Below are 16,379 nucleotides of genomic sequence, written 5' to 3' on the forward strand. Positions count from 1 at the left end.
AGGCTGCAGCCTCGCGACTCTAAACCGTCCCCATCAACGTTCATGCATCAGTAGGATCATGCAACATGACTAAATCTCAACCTTCGGCAGCCGTCAGCCGCTGGCCCATCTGGATCGCTGCGCTTGGCGCACTGGTATTTGGACTACTTTTCGCAGGATTAGGCGGATACCTTGTCGTGCTTGGCGGCAGCTGGTACTTCCTGCTCGCCGGTCTCGGCATGATCGTCGCTGGCGTACTGCTCTTCAAACTGCGCCTGCTGGGTGCCTGGCTGTTCGCGGCAGTCATGGTGTTGTCGGTGATCTGGGCCCTGAACGATGCCGGGCTCAACTTCTGGCCGCAGATTTCGCGCCTGTTTGCCCTGGCGGTACTGAGCCTGGTGGTGGCGTTGGTCTACCCCATCTTGCGCAAGGCCAATGGCCTTGCCAGTGGTCTCGGCGGCTACGCACTGGGCGGCGTGCTCGCACTTGCTATCGCTACCGGCGTTTGGGGCATGTTCATCCCTCACGCCTCGGTTTCACCGACCGGCGACGGCCCGGGCCTGACCAAGGTCGACCCTGCCAAGGCTCAAAAAAACTGGGCGCATTATGGTAACGACGAAGGCGGCAGCCGCTTCGCCGCGCTGGACCAGATCAATCGCAGCAACGTGGCCAGCCTGGTACCGGCATGGACCTACCAGACCGGTGACGTGGCCATCAGCGACGGTAATGGCGCCGAGGATCAGACGACGCCCTTGCAGGTGGGCGACAAAGTGTTCATCTGCACCCCGCACAACAACGTCATCGCACTGGATGCTGACACCGGCAAACAGCTGTGGAGGAACGATATCAACGCCCGGAGTAAAGTCTGGCAGCGTTGCCGCGGCCTGGCGTACTTCGACGCGACAGTCGCACTCGCTCAGCCTGTCGACGGCAGCACACCTGCCGTGGCTGTCTCGGTACCGGCGGGTGCCAATTGTCAGCGTCGCCTGCTGACCAACACCATCGATGCGCGTCTGATTGCGGTGGATGCCGATACCGGCGAGTTCTGCCAAGGCTTCGGCACCCACGGCCAGGTTGATCTGAAAGCCGGGCTGGGGGATGTTCCGGATTCCTACTACCAACTGTCATCCGCACCGCTGATGGCCGGCTCCACCGTAGTGGTGGGTGGTCGCGTGGCCGATAACGTTCAGGCTGACATGCCCGGTGGCGTGATCCGTGGGTTTGACGTGATCACCGGCGCAATGCGCTGGGCTTTCGACCCGGGCAACCCGCAAGACAGGCAGGCTCCTGCAGCCGATAGCACTTACGTGCGCAGTACGCCTAACAGCTGGGCGCCCATGTCTTATGACCCGGCGATGAACACGGTCTTCTTGCCGATGGGCAGCTCGTCCACCGACCTCTACGGTGTTGAACGTACCGCGCTGGATCATAAATACGGTGCTTCCGTGCTGGCCCTCAACGCCACCACCGGCGAAGAAAAGTGGGTCTACCAGACCGTCCACAATGACCTGTGGGACTTCGACCTGCCGATGCAGCCTAGCCTGATCGACTTCACCAAGGCCGACGGCAGCAAGGTGCCCGCAGTTGTGATCGGCACCAAAGCCGGTCAGATCTTCGTACTCGACCGCGCCACCGGCAAACCATTGACCAAAGTTGAAGATGTATCGGTCAGGTCGGCCAACATCCCGAACGAACCTTACTCGCTCACCCAGCCGCTGTCGGTGGGTATGCCGCAGATCGGCACCCAGCACCTGACCGAATCGGACATGTGGGGCGCGACCCCGTTTGACCAGATGTTGTGCCGCATTTCGTTCAAGCAAATGCGCTATGAAGGCTTGTACACCGCACCGGGCACCGATAAGTCGCTGAGTTTCCCTGGCTCCCTCGGCGGCATGAACTGGGGCGGCCTCTCGACTGACCCGGTGCACGGTTTCATCTTCGTCAACGATATGCGTCTGGGCCTATGGATCCAGATGGTGCCTCAGCAGAAAGACGTTAAGGCTGCCTCCGGTGGCGAAGCGCTGAACACCGGCATGGGTGCGGTTCCGCTCAAAGGCACCCCGTATGCCGTGAACAAGAACCGCTTCCTGTCGATTGCCGGCATTCCTTGCCAGGCGCCGCCGTTCGGCACGCTGACGGCCATTGATATGAAAACCCAGAAAGTCGCCTGGCAAGTGCCGGTCGGGACCGTCCAGGACACCGGTCCACTGGGTATCAAGATGCACCTGCCACTGCCAATCGGCATGCCGACCCTGGGTGGCACACTTTCGACCCAAGGTGGCCTGATCTTCATCGCCGGCACTCAGGATTACTACCTGCGCGCCTTCAACTCCGCCAACGGTGAAGAAGCCTGGAAGGCCCGTCTGCCAGTGGGTAGCCAGGGCGGTCCGATGACGTTTGTCTCGCCGAAAACCGGCAAGCAATACGTGGTCATCACGGCAAGCGGTGCACGTCAGTCCCCGGATCGGGGCGATTATGTAATTGCTTACGCCCTGCCTGACAGCAAGTAACCGGTAGCCCCAACCCGCTGGCGCCCTTTGAGGGTGTCAGCGGGTTTTTTATGAGCGCCACCAAGGCGCCCCAATCGTTCGATGAAACGGCTCAAGGCAGGGGCTTCAGGTCGTTGCTGACGCAGCAGGTAAGTGGACAACTGCGCTTCACCGCCCACAAGCGAACGGCTGAACACATGGGTTTCGCGACTGGAAAGTATTTGAGAGTCACCGATGAGTGCCAAGGCGTATCCGGCCGACACCAATGACATCATCAGAGCAAAGGAACCGACGCGCTGGGTTATTACCGGCACTTCAGTCGAGGTTGTGAGGAGAAGACGTTCGATCTGTTTGTTATAGCCCGCGCACGTCTCGGCGTGACCGAGTAAAAGCGGGAACTGCAATACATCTTCCATTCGCACCTTTTCGTATGCCAGCAAAGGGTGGTCGACTGGCATGGCAACTCGCAGCGACTCAATCCAAGCCAGCTCGGACCGCACGCCATGGACGTGTTCGCCGGATTGGCAGAACCCGCAGTCATAAAGGTCGTCGAGCAGGCCTTTGTTCTGCTGAGCAAGCGAGATTTCATCGAAATACAGAACAAGGCCCGGCTCTTCTTGGCGGGTCAGCGCGATCAGCGCCGACAGCCTGGGCGTGTAAACCACTCCATCGGACAAGGCTATGCGCAACCGCCCATCGCAGCCTGCCGCCGCAGCGCGTGCTCCTTCGCGTGCCTCCTCCAAGAGTGAAAACACCCGTGGTACCTGCTCCAGTAGTGAAACCCCCGCCGGGGTCAGCCGGGTACTGCGCGTGGTGCGAACGAACAGCTTCGCACCTACATCTTCTTCCAGCTCCTTGATCGTGCGCGAGAGCGCAGATTGGTCGATATGCAGCTTTTCGGCGGCGCGTGCGAAATGCAGTTCCCCGGCAACCGCCAAAAAGCAGCGCAGATGTCGTAACTCCATGATGAAGTCCTTTTATCAATTTGCGTGGCTGCCTGACCAAACTACCCGGGACTGTGTACTCTGAACAATTGTCTAAAATGACAAAAAAAGATCCATTTAGGACATCGCCATGCAATTCGCCATTGCTGTACCAAAAGGCGCTCTCGCTGCAAGCGTGGGCGCTACACTGGACATCCTGAACGTGGCAAAACGCTGCGCTGCCGCCATGGGCAAGCCACCTCTCACGTGGGAGGTATTTTCAACGCAGCGACAGGTAGCACTGTCCTCGGGGATGAGCCTGTCGGCCCGGCCATTGGATGAAATGACCTGTGCCACCGATGCTGTCCTGGTAATGCCGGGCATTGGACTGGATCATCCCGCTCTGGACACCGACGCGGACATCCTCGACCGCTTCCGGGACACGAACATCTGGCAGCGCCTGATGTTGGCCGACGCTCATGCTTTCGCCCGGCTGGCTGCCCGGCACCACGCCGCAGGCGGGACAGTTGCAGCCTCTTGCTCGGGGGTACTGTTGATGGCCCAGGCAGGCATTCTCGACCATCGCACCGCAACAACCCACTGGCGCCTGGGCGGGTTCTTCCAAAAGTATTTTCCCAAAGTGAACGTGGACACTCGCCAGATGCTGGTCGACGACCAGGGGACAATCAGTGCCGGGGCGGCCATGGCACAGATGGACCTGATGCTGTACCTGATCCGCAAGCAGGTTGGCCGAGACATTGCCGATATGGCCATGAAATATTTTCTGATCGACCACCGGCCTACTCAGGCCCGTTATCAGGTATGGGACCATCTGCGTTCAGATAGAGACGACGTGACCACACGGTTCGAAAACCTCATTGAAACCAGCCTGCCCGACATTCCCACTGTTGCCGAGGCGGCCCGTCTGCAGAACCTGACTCACCGCACCCTGGCCCGACGGATTATCAAGGCGACCGGCATGTCCCCACAGATGCTGATTCATACGGTGCGCATGCGTCATGCTCAGCGATTGCTGGCCATAGGCGACCTTTCCCTGAGCGAGATCGCTTACCGTGTGGGCTACGCAAACGTATCGTCGTTACGTAAGTTGACGCTCAAAATGGAGCAAACCACTCCCGCCTCAATGAAAAGGACAGGCCTGGCTGCCGAGGCTCACGTAGTCGAGCTGCCCGTCATCTAAACCGCTCCCTACCTGCGTGGATTGAGGCCAAACGAGCCACGACTATTGCACGAATAGCCATAATCTTACGGTTTGGCATCGGTATAAGAATTACCACCAGCTCTACGTGAATTTAAGCAGTCACCGACTACCCGTAAAACAGTGCGCAGGCTGACTGTGCTTACGCTCCCATACCAGGCGCAATCAATCCGGCGAATCACCGCTAACCAGGCGCAAGCAGAGGGTTCTGCCATGAAAACATACCGGCCGTCTCAGGTGCTTGAGACCCCCTTGCAGGCTGTCCATGAGCGCCATCCCTACTTGGCAGCGCTGACATTGTCGCTTGCCGCGGCGGTGGCATTGGGTATCACCCGCTTTTCATATGGGTTGCTCTTACCCTCCATGCGCTCAGATTTGAATTGGAGTTACATGCTCGCGGGCTCACTCAATACGAGCAATGCCATCGGTTATCTTGCCGGCGCATTGCTCGCGCCATTAGCCATGCGCCGGCTCGGTGTCTCACGCTTACTGACCCTGAGTACCGTGCTGGCCGGTTTCTTCATGGTCATATCGGGTAGCACTGTGGACACTGATGTACTCCTTGCGCTGAGGGTGTGCTCAGGCGTAGTCAGTTCGTTCATCTTCATCTCTGGCGGTGTTCTGGCCGCGCGTTTAAGTTCTCTACATCCGCAACGGTCAGGCCTGTTGCTTGGAATCTACTACGGCGGTACTGGGCTGGGTATCGTGCTGTCAGCCCTGTTGATTCCGCTGCTGTTGACTGCAGCACAGCAAAATGGCCATGGGCATGCATGGCAGTGGACCTGGTATGGGCTTGGCTTGTTGTGCTTTGTCGCCGCTGGCTTGATGTCACCGCTAGGCAGGGCAATCAGCAGCAGTAGCAACGGTCGTCAGGTGCAACGACACGACTACGCGTTGGGACGGTTCAGTTGGGCGCTGCTGGGGTACTTCCTATTCGGCGTGGGCTGTATCGGTTACATGACTTTCGTCGTGGCTTTGTTAAAAGAACAGCATATGCAAGCTTGGCTTATCACGCTGTTCTATACCGTATTGGGACTGGCGGTGATGGTCTCCTCGCGCTTGTGGGCGGGCTTGCTGGAACGCTACAAAGGCGGGCAACCGATGGCCATCCTGAACGCGATTCTCGCAGGGGCGACCCTTCTACCAGTCCTGGCTAATTCGGTGAGCCTGGCGTTCCTCTCGGGCCTGGTCTTTGGTGGGGTGTTCATGTCAGTGGTGACGTCCACCACTACGCTTGTGCGCCACAATCTTGAGCAACAGTACTGGTCGGCGGCGATCAGCGCCTTCACCGTGGTTTTTGCCTTAGGGCAAATCAGCGGTCCGCTTCTCGTCGGTCATCTGGCCGATGGGCCCGGTGGTCTGGAGCGTGGGCTGACCGTATCAGCAGCTGCGTTGCTGCTGGGTGCCTTGCTTGCGTGCCGTCAAAAACCTTTGCAGTGACCAACCCAATGCCGATTAACGCGTCTGACACAGAGGTGGTTCTTATGACAAAGCATACCGGGGGATGTTTATGCGGTGCAATTCGCTACAGCTTCACTGGCGAACCAAGAGCCGTTTCCGTTTGCCATTGCATGCATTGCAAAAAGCTTGGCGGCGGCTTTAGCCTCAATCTGGTTGTTCGCGAGCAAGACTACATCCAGCAGGGCAACACCGTGTTCTATGAAAACAGGGGCGACAGTGGTAATCCAGTACAACGGTATTTTTGTGGCACCTGCGGGACTCACATCCTGGCAAAAATTGCCTCAGCGCCTGGAAAAATCGTACTCAAAGGCGGCACGCTTGATCATCCAGAACACTTCCCGCCAAAGACTGAAATCTATACCAGCCGGGCCTTTGAATGGCTGGCACCGCTGCGAGATACACAACGCTTTGCAGAAGGCATCTAGCTCTCGCTGACATCGCCTTGGTGCCGCAGGTCGTTTCGGCGCTGGCGCAAGGAATTATGTTCGACAACTTGCCACTTTCGCTGTCGGTTGTCAGGCTCCAACTCTCGGATTTCTCGTTCAGCTTCGTATAGAGCCCCAATGTAGTGCAGCAATTTTCGGCAATCTGGCGCTTGGACACGTGCAGGTTGAAGAGCTGAGAAATGTCGCTGCAGTTCTCCTATACAGCGCTTTTGGCGAGCTAATGGTCACGATGATCGTGTCGATGGCATTACTTTGCGCTGGCGCAGTGCTGCACTACCTGAGCTCTTCTACCCCCCAAAGACTACGTCTCGCCAAGCACTCGTTGGCAGCGATCACAATTGACTTTGTGGCGTAGCTTTACCTGCTTATTCGATTGTCACCTGAGGCCGCGATTTGCCAGAAATTGCGCGTAGACTCTGCGTCCCTACGCGCAGTTTCTGGCCATCGTGGCCAACGCCTACTGCAACCTGCGCGGCCACTTCTGGCCGATAACCGCCTCATCGCTGCCATTCTGGCTGTTAGCACTCCATTGAGCAGCGCTTGGTTTTCTATACTGAAATCAGGATCTTGGTCGGGCCTTGGCGCGCGACTTGGATCATCTCAAAATTTTGCCAGACGTTTTCATACAACAATCAGGCGCTTAAAGAGATACTCCAAAACTGATTGGCTGGCGCACCGGTGGCGGACCGTAGCCCGATACCGACCCCGTGTGGTTGCCTGCTTGTAAGTCAGGCAGATCCGAGGTGTATCAGTACCGCCCCTCCAGTCGACCGCGAGCACAGCAGGGTAAACCTACGCCCTCAAAGACAACTCTCAAGGCCCCTCCCCTTGAACAGAAGGCGATGTCAACTAGTTAAAAAATATTTTAAGCGCGGATCATTACAGATACGGTACAAACACATTACCAAAAAGTACAACCAGCTTGCCGCCCCAAAAAGGAGGCAAGCACTGTGTCAATCCATATATCATTCTGAAATAGTCTTAGAGTCAGTTCAGCGCAAAAAAAATGCTGACTGCGCACTATTTAGACGCAAATTTTCCGAGATCCGCTCCCTTATGGCGCCCGCTACCGGACACTACCGTCTAATACTTGCGCAACCAGCGCCTAGTGCAGCGCTGAAGAAATCACGGCGCTGACCCTAGTCAATCTCAACGCACGCGCCACCAACTACTCACCTGCCACAAAAACAAGAAAACCAGCTAAGCCATTGACCCTACGTGAAATTAGTCGCTACGAATGATCTAGTCGCAACCTCCAACAGAGAAACGTGAATGTTATAAAACGTCAGATAACTTCAGAATTTTGTGTATTAACATTATGGCGCCACCAGATATGAGTCACTAACATGATGAATACGAGTAGCAAGTTTAAGAATGACCAAAATATCATTCTTACCAATGCGCAGCCTTGGTCCTCAACCGTGCTGTTAGAGTCGTTTTTCGTAACGAGCTCTACACACATCCCTACATTGGAGAGCGCCAGTGCCTTGGAAAGCGATGTTGCAGGCGAGGCACCTGGTGCAGTATTGATAGAGGTCGAAGCCCCTTCCAAGCTTAATGACAGCCTAGAACTGATTAGAGCTTTACGCAAAAATAATTCCGAATTGGTCATCGTCGCCAACATCAGTTTCAGCTCTCCGCAGGCCAAGACTGAGTGCTACCGCAATGGCGCCGATCATTGCATTTGTGCACCTAACGACCCACCAAAAAAAGAACAACTGATATCGGCCCTGCTTAACAGCCCTGAGTGGAATCCTTCCATGAAGTTGGTGCTTGATCGAACATGCCTGCATTTGTGCGATGAAAAACAAAAAATTGATTTGGCTTATCAGGAAGTCAAAGTGCTGGAGGCACTTATCGATTCACAAGGCAACATCTTGCACCATGATCGGATCGCCGAGGCCATGGGGCTTAATATAAAACTCTACGACTCGAGGGTGCTGGAAAAATCCATCAGTCGACTTCGAAATAAAATAAAAATAAATTTCGGCCTTAATATTATTCACAGTGTTCGAGGTTATGGTTACCGACTGCTGCGCAGGGTCATCACGGCGAAATAGAGACTTACATTTTCAAAGGAGCTGAATCGTGGAACAAAGTAAACAGCACTCTGTGCTCGGTAGTTTTACTTTAAGCTTTTTCAGACAGGCCATACTGAATCGAAACAGTGAGCTATTTGGCAGTGAGTTCTATGCCAAGGCCGTAAAGCATAATACCCACCTGAAGGCGTATCCACCACAGCGCCTCCCTCCCCCCTTGGCACTTCACCGCGAGGTGCTGACGCGCATCCAGTTGAATAACATTCAACACTCTGCGATCGCCACAACAGCACGACCGAACACCCCCCTCAGGCAGTTTGTAACGATGAGTCATTCTTCGCTACTGGACAATGCCTTGATCAAGGAAATCAATAGCCTTCAAACGACGCTTCAAGCCAATGGGCAGCTCCTTGTGCCGAGTATTTATGTCGGTTCATTTGGTCGGGCCAACCTAAAGGAAAGCAGAATAATTATCAATCACCTCCATTTATTGAAGGATCAGGGGGTCGAAATTGCCTGCGACGGTTATGACCTGAGCGATGACAGTACTCAGGCATTGATTAGCCTGGATTTTTTTGATTATGTGAAAGTTGACCTTACCCAATCAAATTTTGACATCATGGTCGATCACAGCCAGGACTTTTTCAACCGATCCTATGACTGTCTGAGCAACATAATCCACAACAGCAAAACCAAGCTAATTGCGGACCGCGTGGAGCATAGAGCCCTTCACACACTGGCCCGAAGTATGCCCTTTGACTTTTTCCAAGGTAGACACTACTCGCCCACCGAAGTTATTTAGGTCAACACATTCACCCAGTGTAGAACGGAGTCTCAAATCATGAATACGCCCAGCAATAACTTTTTGATTTTCACCCGAGATCAACTTGCACAACAGGCGATCGAGTCGCTTCTTGCACACCGACTGTGCTCTCAATTTGAAATAGAATCCGGCAAACTCAGCAGCGCACGAATTAAACATAAACGCTTCAGTCATATACTGCTCGATCAGGCTGACATATCTTTAAATGATGTCAGCTTTGTTCGTAAAAACCAGAAAGATGCAAAAATCATCTTGATAACCCTTAATTCAGAGCTTTCTGAACTCAATCACTTTTCTCATTTCGGAATAGACGACTTCCTGAAAAAGCCAGTGGCTGACGAAGAATTCATTTCGGCAGTAAGCGGAACTAACGAATTATCGAATATTTCCGACACATGGTGGTTCAACGGTGGCGAGCGAACGCTGATCAAAGACGATGTCACTGTCATGCTTACAGGAACTGAAGCGCTATTACTCACACAGCTGGTCATCAACGATCGACGTGTACTCAGCAAAACGGATCTTATCGTGCGTGTCAATAAAGATCCCGAACACTACAGTGGTCTTGAAATGTGTTTGAGTCGATTACAGACGAAGTTCAAAACTGCGGCAAATGGAGCGCGACTTCTACGCTCGGTGAGAAATCGCGGCTACTGCCTGGCACAAAGAATTAGGGTGACCCACTGACATAATAATATGCGTCCTGGGACCTTGCATATTTTACTGCCTACTTTTTCTTTCCCTCTCGCGCGTACGTTCATGCGCCCTATCAAGGTGCGGCGCTGCCCCCAAGCTCGTCCGATAATTGTTATCGGGCAAGCACACAGGCAGCCGCCACAATTTTATAGAAACGCTCTTCAAAAGACCTATTAGAAATACCTGAACTTTTGTAACAACCTGAACAATTCCGCGACCGTTATAAAACGTCTGACACCCTCAAAGATGAAGGTATTAGTATAAAGTCCATCACCGAGAAACCCAAAAAAATAACACCATCTGATCTGTCACATGTTCGCCGCTCCCTCCTGACAATAACAAACTAATGGGGCCGTTGCGGCTATTTTGCGCATGGCTGCCGGTTATTAACCATTGACTCAAATACAACGCGGCGCACGCCCGAGGGATACCGCTATGGAACATCATCGCCTTAATCGCAACAGCATCCCTAAAGGACTTACCTTTTGGGGACAATGGGCAATTGCCATGACCTCAGTCAATGCCCTGCTATTTGTATTGGCTTTGTATCGAATCGGTGACGTAGGCGCCTGCTATCGTGTGCTTGCGGTGCTCACCTTTCTGGGTTCGGTTCCTTCTTATTCGCTGCTGCAGGTCTATCACAAGCGACACAGCTACCTAAACGGCCTGGGACGTTTGCTGCTTGGTTGGATGCTGACGCTGGCAGGGCTGACCAGCATTGGTTTTGTAAGCAAGACCAGCGAGCTGTTTTCCCGAGAGATCGTTCTGATCTGGGCCTTTTCCGGTTTTTGCCTGCAAGCCTTGCTGTACCTGCCGTTACAGAGTTTCTCCAGGTATTACCATCGGCAGTTGTACAGCCAAAACAACACATTGATTATTGGCACCAACTCGCTGGCGATAAAACTGGCGGACAAGCTGGCGATGACTGCATATCCGCCGCTGATCGGCCTGATCAGCTCTACACCGAACCAACTGTCGACCAACGTTAACCACCACAGGGTAGTAGGCCAACTCAAGGAACTGCGCGAACTCATCAGGGTTCACGATATCCGGCGGCTATACATTGCGCTTCCCCTGAGCGAAGCCAAGCAGATTGAGGTGCTGAACCTCGACCTTCTTGATTCGAATGTGGACGTCGTCTGGATCCCCGACCTGGGTAGCATGACCTTACTCAACAACTCCATCAGTGAGGTTGATGGTTTACCTGCCATCCATCTCAATGAAAGCCCGCTGACCAGTTTCCCTACGGCAGCGCTGAGCAAGGCCCTGCTCGATAGGATCCTGGCCATTGTGGCGCTCATCGCTTTCAGCCCGCTGCTCGTGGTGATTGCTATTGCGGTGAAGATGTCTTCTCCGGGCCCCATCATCTTCAAACAGGACCGTCATGGCTGGAATGGCAAGATCATCAAGGTCTGGAAGTTCCGCTCCATGCGCCTTCACGATGATCACCAGGTCCAGCAGGCCAGCCGTCAAGACAGCCGCATTACACCGATAGGTCGCTTTATACGGCGTACGTCGATTGATGAATTACCGCAGCTCTTCAACGTGCTGCAAGGCAACCTGGCATTGGTGGGGCCACGTCCGCATGCCGTCGTTCATAACAACTACTACGCAGGCAAAATCCTCGCGTACATGGCGCGCCACCGAATCAAACCTGGGATAACTGGCCTTGCACAAGTCAGTGGTTGCCGTGGCGAAACCGAGACCCTCGATAAGATGCAAAAGCGCGTGGAGATCGACCTCAACTACATCAATAACTGGTCGTTGTGGCTCGATATAAAAATCCTGATCAAGACGCCGTTCACGCTTTTTTCCAAAAATATCTATTAATAACTGCGCGCCCGCGCCGGGTTGCAGTCTACGCTTGAGCCGGTTCCGGACGGCGCTCCCGCGCGGGCAACAAAGCCAAAGATTGTGGGATTTCGAGCTGCGCCGGCTATTCGTCAAGGGCTTTGCCGGCGACGGTTTACGGCTTGTTGGGAGCTATAAAGATACGCAGGCACCCATTCAATTCACACATGTGGACCATGTATTGATTGAACGGCCGCTGGCAACATCGCGGGCATTGGTCCTGATGGGACAATGCGAACATATTGAATTCGACGAATGCCGATTCGATGGCGTGTGTACGGCCCGGGCAGAAAACTCGTCGGCCGGGCTGGAGTTGATCGCTCCACGCTTCACCAATGTCGTCACTGGCCTGGATGCACCAAAAACTGCACGGCCATCACATGCCAGGAGAAACCTTGACCTTGCTTGGTGAGTACCAACCCGGGAGATTTGCTTCTGGGGCAACCTTGCGCTGGGGCCCCGGGACCTAACAAAGTGCTGGAGCCAGGCAGCACGATCACTTTCAATCGAACGGATGTACCCAGCGCCGCAACCTGGCAATTCATAAGCCCAGTCTGAGGTAGAAACCCGGTAGCCCTTCTGTGCTCAGTACGTGCTGCGCCAGGTGATCAGCAACCCTGTCAGCACACCAAAACTATTTGCCAGCATGTCGTAGGGTGAAGCGGTGCGCAGCGGCAGCAATTCTTGCGCGCCCTCGATGAGCACTCCAGTGAGCAAACATCCCAGGGCGATCCAAAAGAACTTCACCCGAGGAAAAGCCAGACGGCAGCTGCACGTAAAGACCAGAAACCCGAACCAATGATGGAGTTTGTCCTCTTGGGCGAACAGCTCCGGGATCGGCTGCGGGCGCAACCCCGCGAACAACAGAATCAGGGTCACGGTGGCAAAGGCAAGCCACCGGAGCCAAAAGGGCAACTCGACCAAACGCTTGAGCAGTAAAATCATTCAGTGATTTTCTCGAAGTTATTGTAGAAAAAGTCGCCGTCGCGCCCATTAGTCATCGTCTGCAGTGAATAGGCGCGATTCAGGCGCGCACCGCCATCGCGAGTCAGTGGCGACCAGACTAGATTGGCCCGACGCATCGTCGAAGCACTCATCAACTCGTCGAACGGAACAGAAATATAGATCCCTTTATCGAAACTGCCCTCACCATAGTCCGCTTTCGAGGCTGTCGTCAGCGTAACCCAGCCACCAAATATCACGCCATTACTGAACTCGCGCGACAGATCCACGGTGGTGCCCCAGTCACGGGCCAGATAACGCCCGACGCTGACTGTCGCATTCACATTACCTGGCAGCGATGTGTAGGTGGTGACATGGCCTGTCACGGTTTGGTAATCACGCAGCCCAAAGCCCTGGTCGAAGTCACGCTTACGAACGAAGTTCAAATCCGCCCCCACTGACCAGTGTTGCCCCACCGGTCGATAGAGCACCTCGCTACCGACCCCGGCATACATGGACTCCAGATAGCCACCGTAAACCATGCCGTAGAGGTTCTGATCCAATTGCACCGCATGGTTGAGCTGGAACGTCGGCATCGTTACATCCGAGGTCGTCAGGTATTTGCGCAGATCGGTGCGCACCCGAGGCAGCCCACTCTCCGCATCATAGGTGTACTTGTCGTAGTTGTTTAACAGGTTGGCACTGAGCAGCCCGCTTAACCAGACATCTCGGGTAAAACGGTACTGCGCATCGGCGTCGGCGGTGAATTGATAGAGAAAACCATTAGGGCCGCCTATGTTCTGTTTGAACCCCAGGCCGAAGCCATAGCTAAACGGATCAAAAGTTTGGGTATAGAGCGCGGTTTCCTGGTGGGCCGACGCCGAATTGACTTCAGTCGTACGGTGCAGATCTTTCAACGGTTGATCATTGTTCAGCACCGCGCGGAATGTCTCTCGAGGCACGCTGATTTCCTCTATCGACATGTCGTAGCGCTGATCGACCAGGGTGAACCAGTCGATGTCCTGATTAACGCTGTTATCGAGAATCCGGCTGGCCCGCCCTACGGCCTTGGCCGGGTTAAAGTAGCGTGTCTGTTCGCCGTACACCAACAACTCCGGACCGCGTACGGCGATGCGTTCCACCTTGTAGCCGGCATTTTGCTGCAGTCGGCTGGACACATTGGCCCAGTTCACCTGATCCAGCGGCGTCGACGGCACCTGCGTTGGAAGTGGCTCGGCGGGAGGGTCGTAGGTTTTGGGGGGGGATTTTCTGCTGACAAAATTGGTGTGCAAGGTAATACCGAACATAGCGGTGTTGCCCCGCTCCCAGGCTGCACTCAGATCGACGCTGTCGGCCAGTTGGTAGACGATGCCGATATTGACCGGCGAGTCTTGCTTGATCGAGTTGGCTAATGGCTCGTTTTTGTAGTCATTGCCCTCGTATTCGAGTTTCAGGCTCAGCGGTTTCCAAGGCGTTTGATACGAAACCCCGCCAAACAGCGAAGGGTTCCCCCTGAAATAGGCGTTGGTGTTCACCCCCCCTGACCTGGAGACGTCCGTAGTGCTCTGCGGCCGATCATTGAATTTGCTGTCCACTACCGCCAGTGGATTACTGAAATCGCCCCGGTTACCCAAGTAGCCCCAAGCGATACCCAGGCTGAAATCAAGATCGGCATAACGCTTGTTGGCGACAAAGTATTCGCTCGAAAACAATCCAGTACCGCCGATGTCCCGAAACCCCAACGCGATTTGCGGCGCCCAATGACTTTCTTCCCAAAGCCGCGCCTTCACGTCGATGGCCTTGTCTTTGAAACTCTGATCGCCACTCAACTCCTCGCTACCGTACCTGCGGTTGGTGATCGCGGTGTAACGGAACGAGCCTTCCAGCCAATCGAATGGTTGCAAGGAAAGGCTATAGCGCGAATAAGGGCTGGTACGACTGGCCGTGAAACTAAGCTCCCCCTCCGGCGCCATTCGCGCGGTGGGCGTCTGCAACAGACCGACACCTCCAAAATCAGTTTGAGTCCAACGCGGTTCGCCATGAGCCAGTCCACAAGGCAGGAGCAAAGCAACAGCAACATGTAGCTTCAAGGCGCCACCTCATCCGGGAGTTGAGTGGCGAGAAACTCGGCCAATTGTTGATTGAGCTCGGGGGTCGGCGTTTCCAGATCGTCGCTTTTGATCGGTACCAGAATCCTGCTGCCGGGAGCGGGCGTGAAGCCTTCCTCAAGATTCCATGCCGCTACCCCTATGCGCCGTACTTGACCATCGGGCTGGATCAGCCACAGATAATCGCGTTCGGCGTCGCTGAGGATGGTGCAGTGCTGGGCATAGACTCGGGCTTGCTGCCCGGCGGTATAAGGCATACGACAAGGTTGTGCGACTGCGCCCCAGACTTCCACAGTGGACGGCCGAGGTGGATAGATAAGACGGTCGCCATCATCGAGCCGAGCGTTGAGCGCGAACCCTGCTTCCAGGGCAATCGGGTCAAGTACCGCGAACTGGCGACCGGTGACAGGCAACTGCTCGACCTGTTCATGCAGGCGTGCGCCCAAGGCTGCTCGCGTTTCACGCCCATCCTGCAAGGCTACCTGCTGAAGCAGTTTCAAATCGAACAACACGGCGGCCTTCAGCCGAATTTGCTGATCTTCCAATGGGCGGTGCAGCCACACAGCGCCAAGCCAGTAACTTTCGGCATTAGGTTGAGTAGCGCTGATCACGTCCATCAGATGTGCGCCGGGTTTGATGACCACGTCGCCAGGGCTTTGGACATCACCACTGACCGTAACGGCCGCCTGGCTTGAGACTGGGCCGATCAAGAGCAGAGCAAACAATAAAATATCTGGACGCTTCACCGAGCGGCTCCCCGATCGGGGCGCAACTGCGCAATTTTCATGGAGATCTGCGGCGTCAGATGCTGCTCGCTTTGCATGATGAAACCATCCTGCGGGTCGACCCAGTAGCGGTTGGTGGCGTTGAAATCCAGGGTCGGGGCATCCACTTGCTCGTCAACCCGCAGCAAGGCGTATTCCTTGTCCAAAATTCTGATGCGCTCAATGCCACCCGTGCTGAAGTGACTGTTGACGGCGATGCCGACGTGGCCCTCGTAGATATCGATCCAGCGAGTGCTGGTGTAACCGTCGGGCAAATGCTGAAGACCGCGTTTGAACGGTGATTCGCCATCGAAGCGAGTACCGTCCAGGGAAACACCCATTCCTACACTGCGCACCACAAGCCCATCACGCATCATCAATACTTGCTTACCGGACGCGACCCAGAACTCCAGGTCGCCACGCCGACGAGTCATGGCCATCACCCCCTCACCGCTCGTGGTGGTGACCAAAATCTGCGGGTATGGGACGGCATCAACCTGAGCGCGGGTCAATCCAATCGAGTTGGGCCCGCTGACAGACGCTTTAAGCGTTTCCCAGGAACCCGTCATCAAAGGATTGCACCCACACAGCAGTAGTGCCGTCGTCAGATAGGCGCAGCTATGCAAAGTTTTCACGGAT

At 54.9% G+C, this 16,379-nt stretch carries 14 protein-coding genes; 9 read left to right on the plus strand and 5 right to left on the minus strand.

All coding sequences use genetic code 11. The features are described 5' to 3' along the window. Positions 1-65: 65 nt before the first annotated feature. On the plus strand, positions 66-2,489 hold the full coding sequence (locus ACA047_RS15150; protein ID WP_497350533.1) for a glucose/quinate/shikimate family membrane-bound PQQ-dependent dehydrogenase: 2,424 nt from the start codon (positions 66-68) through the stop codon (positions 2,487-2,489). Here the strand turns inward: ACA047_RS15150 and ACA047_RS15155 are convergent. Beyond that, positions 2,465-3,433, minus strand: coding sequence for a LysR family transcriptional regulator (locus tag ACA047_RS15155; RefSeq protein WP_497350535.1), 969 nt, complete (start codon positions 3,431-3,433; stop codon positions 2,465-2,467). The two genes, ACA047_RS15150 and ACA047_RS15155, sit on opposite strands and share 25 nt — an antisense overlap. A gap of 109 nt (positions 3,434-3,542) precedes the next feature. On the opposite strand from ACA047_RS15155, the gene ACA047_RS15160 reads away from it, so the two are divergent. From ACA047_RS15160 to ACA047_RS15195, 8 genes are all read left to right on the plus strand, one after another. After that, positions 3,543-4,592: a GlxA family transcriptional regulator gene (locus ACA047_RS15160; protein WP_497350537.1), complete on the plus strand. Its 1,050-nt coding sequence runs from the start codon at positions 3,543-3,545 to the stop codon at positions 4,590-4,592. 231 nt (positions 4,593-4,823) lie between these two features. Next, on the plus strand, positions 4,824-6,050 hold the full coding sequence (locus ACA047_RS15165) for a YbfB/YjiJ family MFS transporter (protein ID WP_497350539.1): 1,227 nt from the start codon (positions 4,824-4,826) through the stop codon (positions 6,048-6,050). A gap of 44 nt (positions 6,051-6,094) precedes the next feature. Continuing rightward, the gene (locus ACA047_RS15170) at positions 6,095-6,496 is read left to right on the plus strand and encodes a GFA family protein (RefSeq protein WP_497350541.1); all 402 of its coding nucleotides are present in this window, start codon (positions 6,095-6,097) and stop codon (positions 6,494-6,496) included. 1,367 nt (positions 6,497-7,863) lie between these two features. Further along, positions 7,864-8,577 carry a winged helix-turn-helix transcriptional regulator gene (locus ACA047_RS15175; protein WP_497350543.1) on the plus strand — a complete coding sequence of 238 codons (714 nt, stop codon included), beginning with the start codon at positions 7,864-7,866 and terminating at the stop codon, positions 8,575-8,577. A 28-nt stretch (positions 8,578-8,605) separates the two neighbouring features. Then, complete coding sequence (locus ACA047_RS15180; RefSeq protein ID WP_497350545.1) at positions 8,606-9,358, plus strand: EAL domain-containing protein; 753 nt, start codon at positions 8,606-8,608, stop codon at positions 9,356-9,358. 39 nt (positions 9,359-9,397) lie between these two features. Continuing rightward, entirely contained in the window at positions 9,398-10,066 is a 669-nt protein-coding gene (locus tag ACA047_RS15185) for a winged helix-turn-helix domain-containing protein (protein WP_497350547.1), read from the plus strand. A 444-nt stretch (positions 10,067-10,510) separates the two neighbouring features. After that, positions 10,511-11,905: an undecaprenyl-phosphate glucose phosphotransferase gene (locus ACA047_RS15190; RefSeq protein WP_497350549.1), complete on the plus strand. Its 1,395-nt coding sequence runs from the start codon at positions 10,511-10,513 to the stop codon at positions 11,903-11,905. 82 nt (positions 11,906-11,987) lie between these two features. Then, complete coding sequence (locus ACA047_RS15195) at positions 11,988-12,338, plus strand: hypothetical protein (protein WP_497350551.1); 351 nt, start codon at positions 11,988-11,990, stop codon at positions 12,336-12,338. 173 nt (positions 12,339-12,511) lie between these two features. On the opposite strand, the gene ACA047_RS15200 is transcribed toward ACA047_RS15195, so the two are convergent. Genes ACA047_RS15200 through ACA047_RS15215 form a run of 4 tightly spaced genes read right to left on the minus strand, consistent with a single transcriptional unit; the run spans position 12,512 to position 16,375 of the window. Next, positions 12,512-12,871, minus strand: a complete 360-nt coding sequence (locus ACA047_RS15200; protein ID WP_497350553.1) for a VanZ family protein — start codon at positions 12,869-12,871, stop codon at positions 12,512-12,514. Further along, positions 12,868-14,958, minus strand: a complete 2,091-nt coding sequence (locus ACA047_RS15205) for a YjbH domain-containing protein (protein WP_497350555.1) — start codon at positions 14,956-14,958, stop codon at positions 12,868-12,870. The genes ACA047_RS15200 and ACA047_RS15205 overlap by 4 nt, the downstream gene beginning before the upstream one ends. Then, positions 14,955-15,722, minus strand: coding sequence for a capsule biosynthesis GfcC family protein (locus tag ACA047_RS15210; protein ID WP_497350557.1), 768 nt, complete (start codon positions 15,720-15,722; stop codon positions 14,955-14,957). Before ACA047_RS15210 ends, ACA047_RS15205 begins: the two co-directional genes overlap by 4 nt. Beyond that, entirely contained in the window at positions 15,719-16,375 is a 657-nt protein-coding gene (locus ACA047_RS15215; protein WP_497350559.1) for a YjbF family lipoprotein, read from the minus strand. The genes ACA047_RS15210 and ACA047_RS15215 overlap by 4 nt, the downstream gene beginning before the upstream one ends. Between the last annotated feature and the right edge of the window lie 4 nt (positions 16,376-16,379).

Source organism: Pseudomonas sp. LBUM1664, assembly GCF_059695895.1.

What these genes read in the sequence shown, in the direction of transcription:
- ACA047_RS15150 (WP_497350533.1), top strand. Translation starts at nt 66, where the DNA reads ATGACTAAATCTCAACCTTCGGCAGCCGTCAGCCGCTGGCCCATCTGG.
- ACA047_RS15155 (WP_497350535.1), bottom strand. Translation starts at nt 3,433, where the DNA reads ATGGAGTTACGACATCTGCGCTGCTTTTTGGCGGTTGCCGGGGAACTG.
- ACA047_RS15160 (WP_497350537.1), top strand. Translation starts at nt 3,543, where the DNA reads ATGCAATTCGCCATTGCTGTACCAAAAGGCGCTCTCGCTGCAAGCGTG.
- ACA047_RS15165 (WP_497350539.1), top strand. Translation starts at nt 4,824, where the DNA reads ATGAAAACATACCGGCCGTCTCAGGTGCTTGAGACCCCCTTGCAGGCT.
- ACA047_RS15170 (WP_497350541.1), top strand. Translation starts at nt 6,095, where the DNA reads ATGACAAAGCATACCGGGGGATGTTTATGCGGTGCAATTCGCTACAGC.
- ACA047_RS15175 (WP_497350543.1), top strand. Translation starts at nt 7,864, where the DNA reads ATGATGAATACGAGTAGCAAGTTTAAGAATGACCAAAATATCATTCTT.
- ACA047_RS15185 (WP_497350547.1), top strand. Translation starts at nt 9,398, where the DNA reads ATGAATACGCCCAGCAATAACTTTTTGATTTTCACCCGAGATCAACTT.
- ACA047_RS15190 (WP_497350549.1), top strand. Translation starts at nt 10,511, where the DNA reads ATGGAACATCATCGCCTTAATCGCAACAGCATCCCTAAAGGACTTACC.
- ACA047_RS15200 (WP_497350553.1), bottom strand. Translation starts at nt 12,871, where the DNA reads ATGATTTTACTGCTCAAGCGTTTGGTCGAGTTGCCCTTTTGGCTCCGG.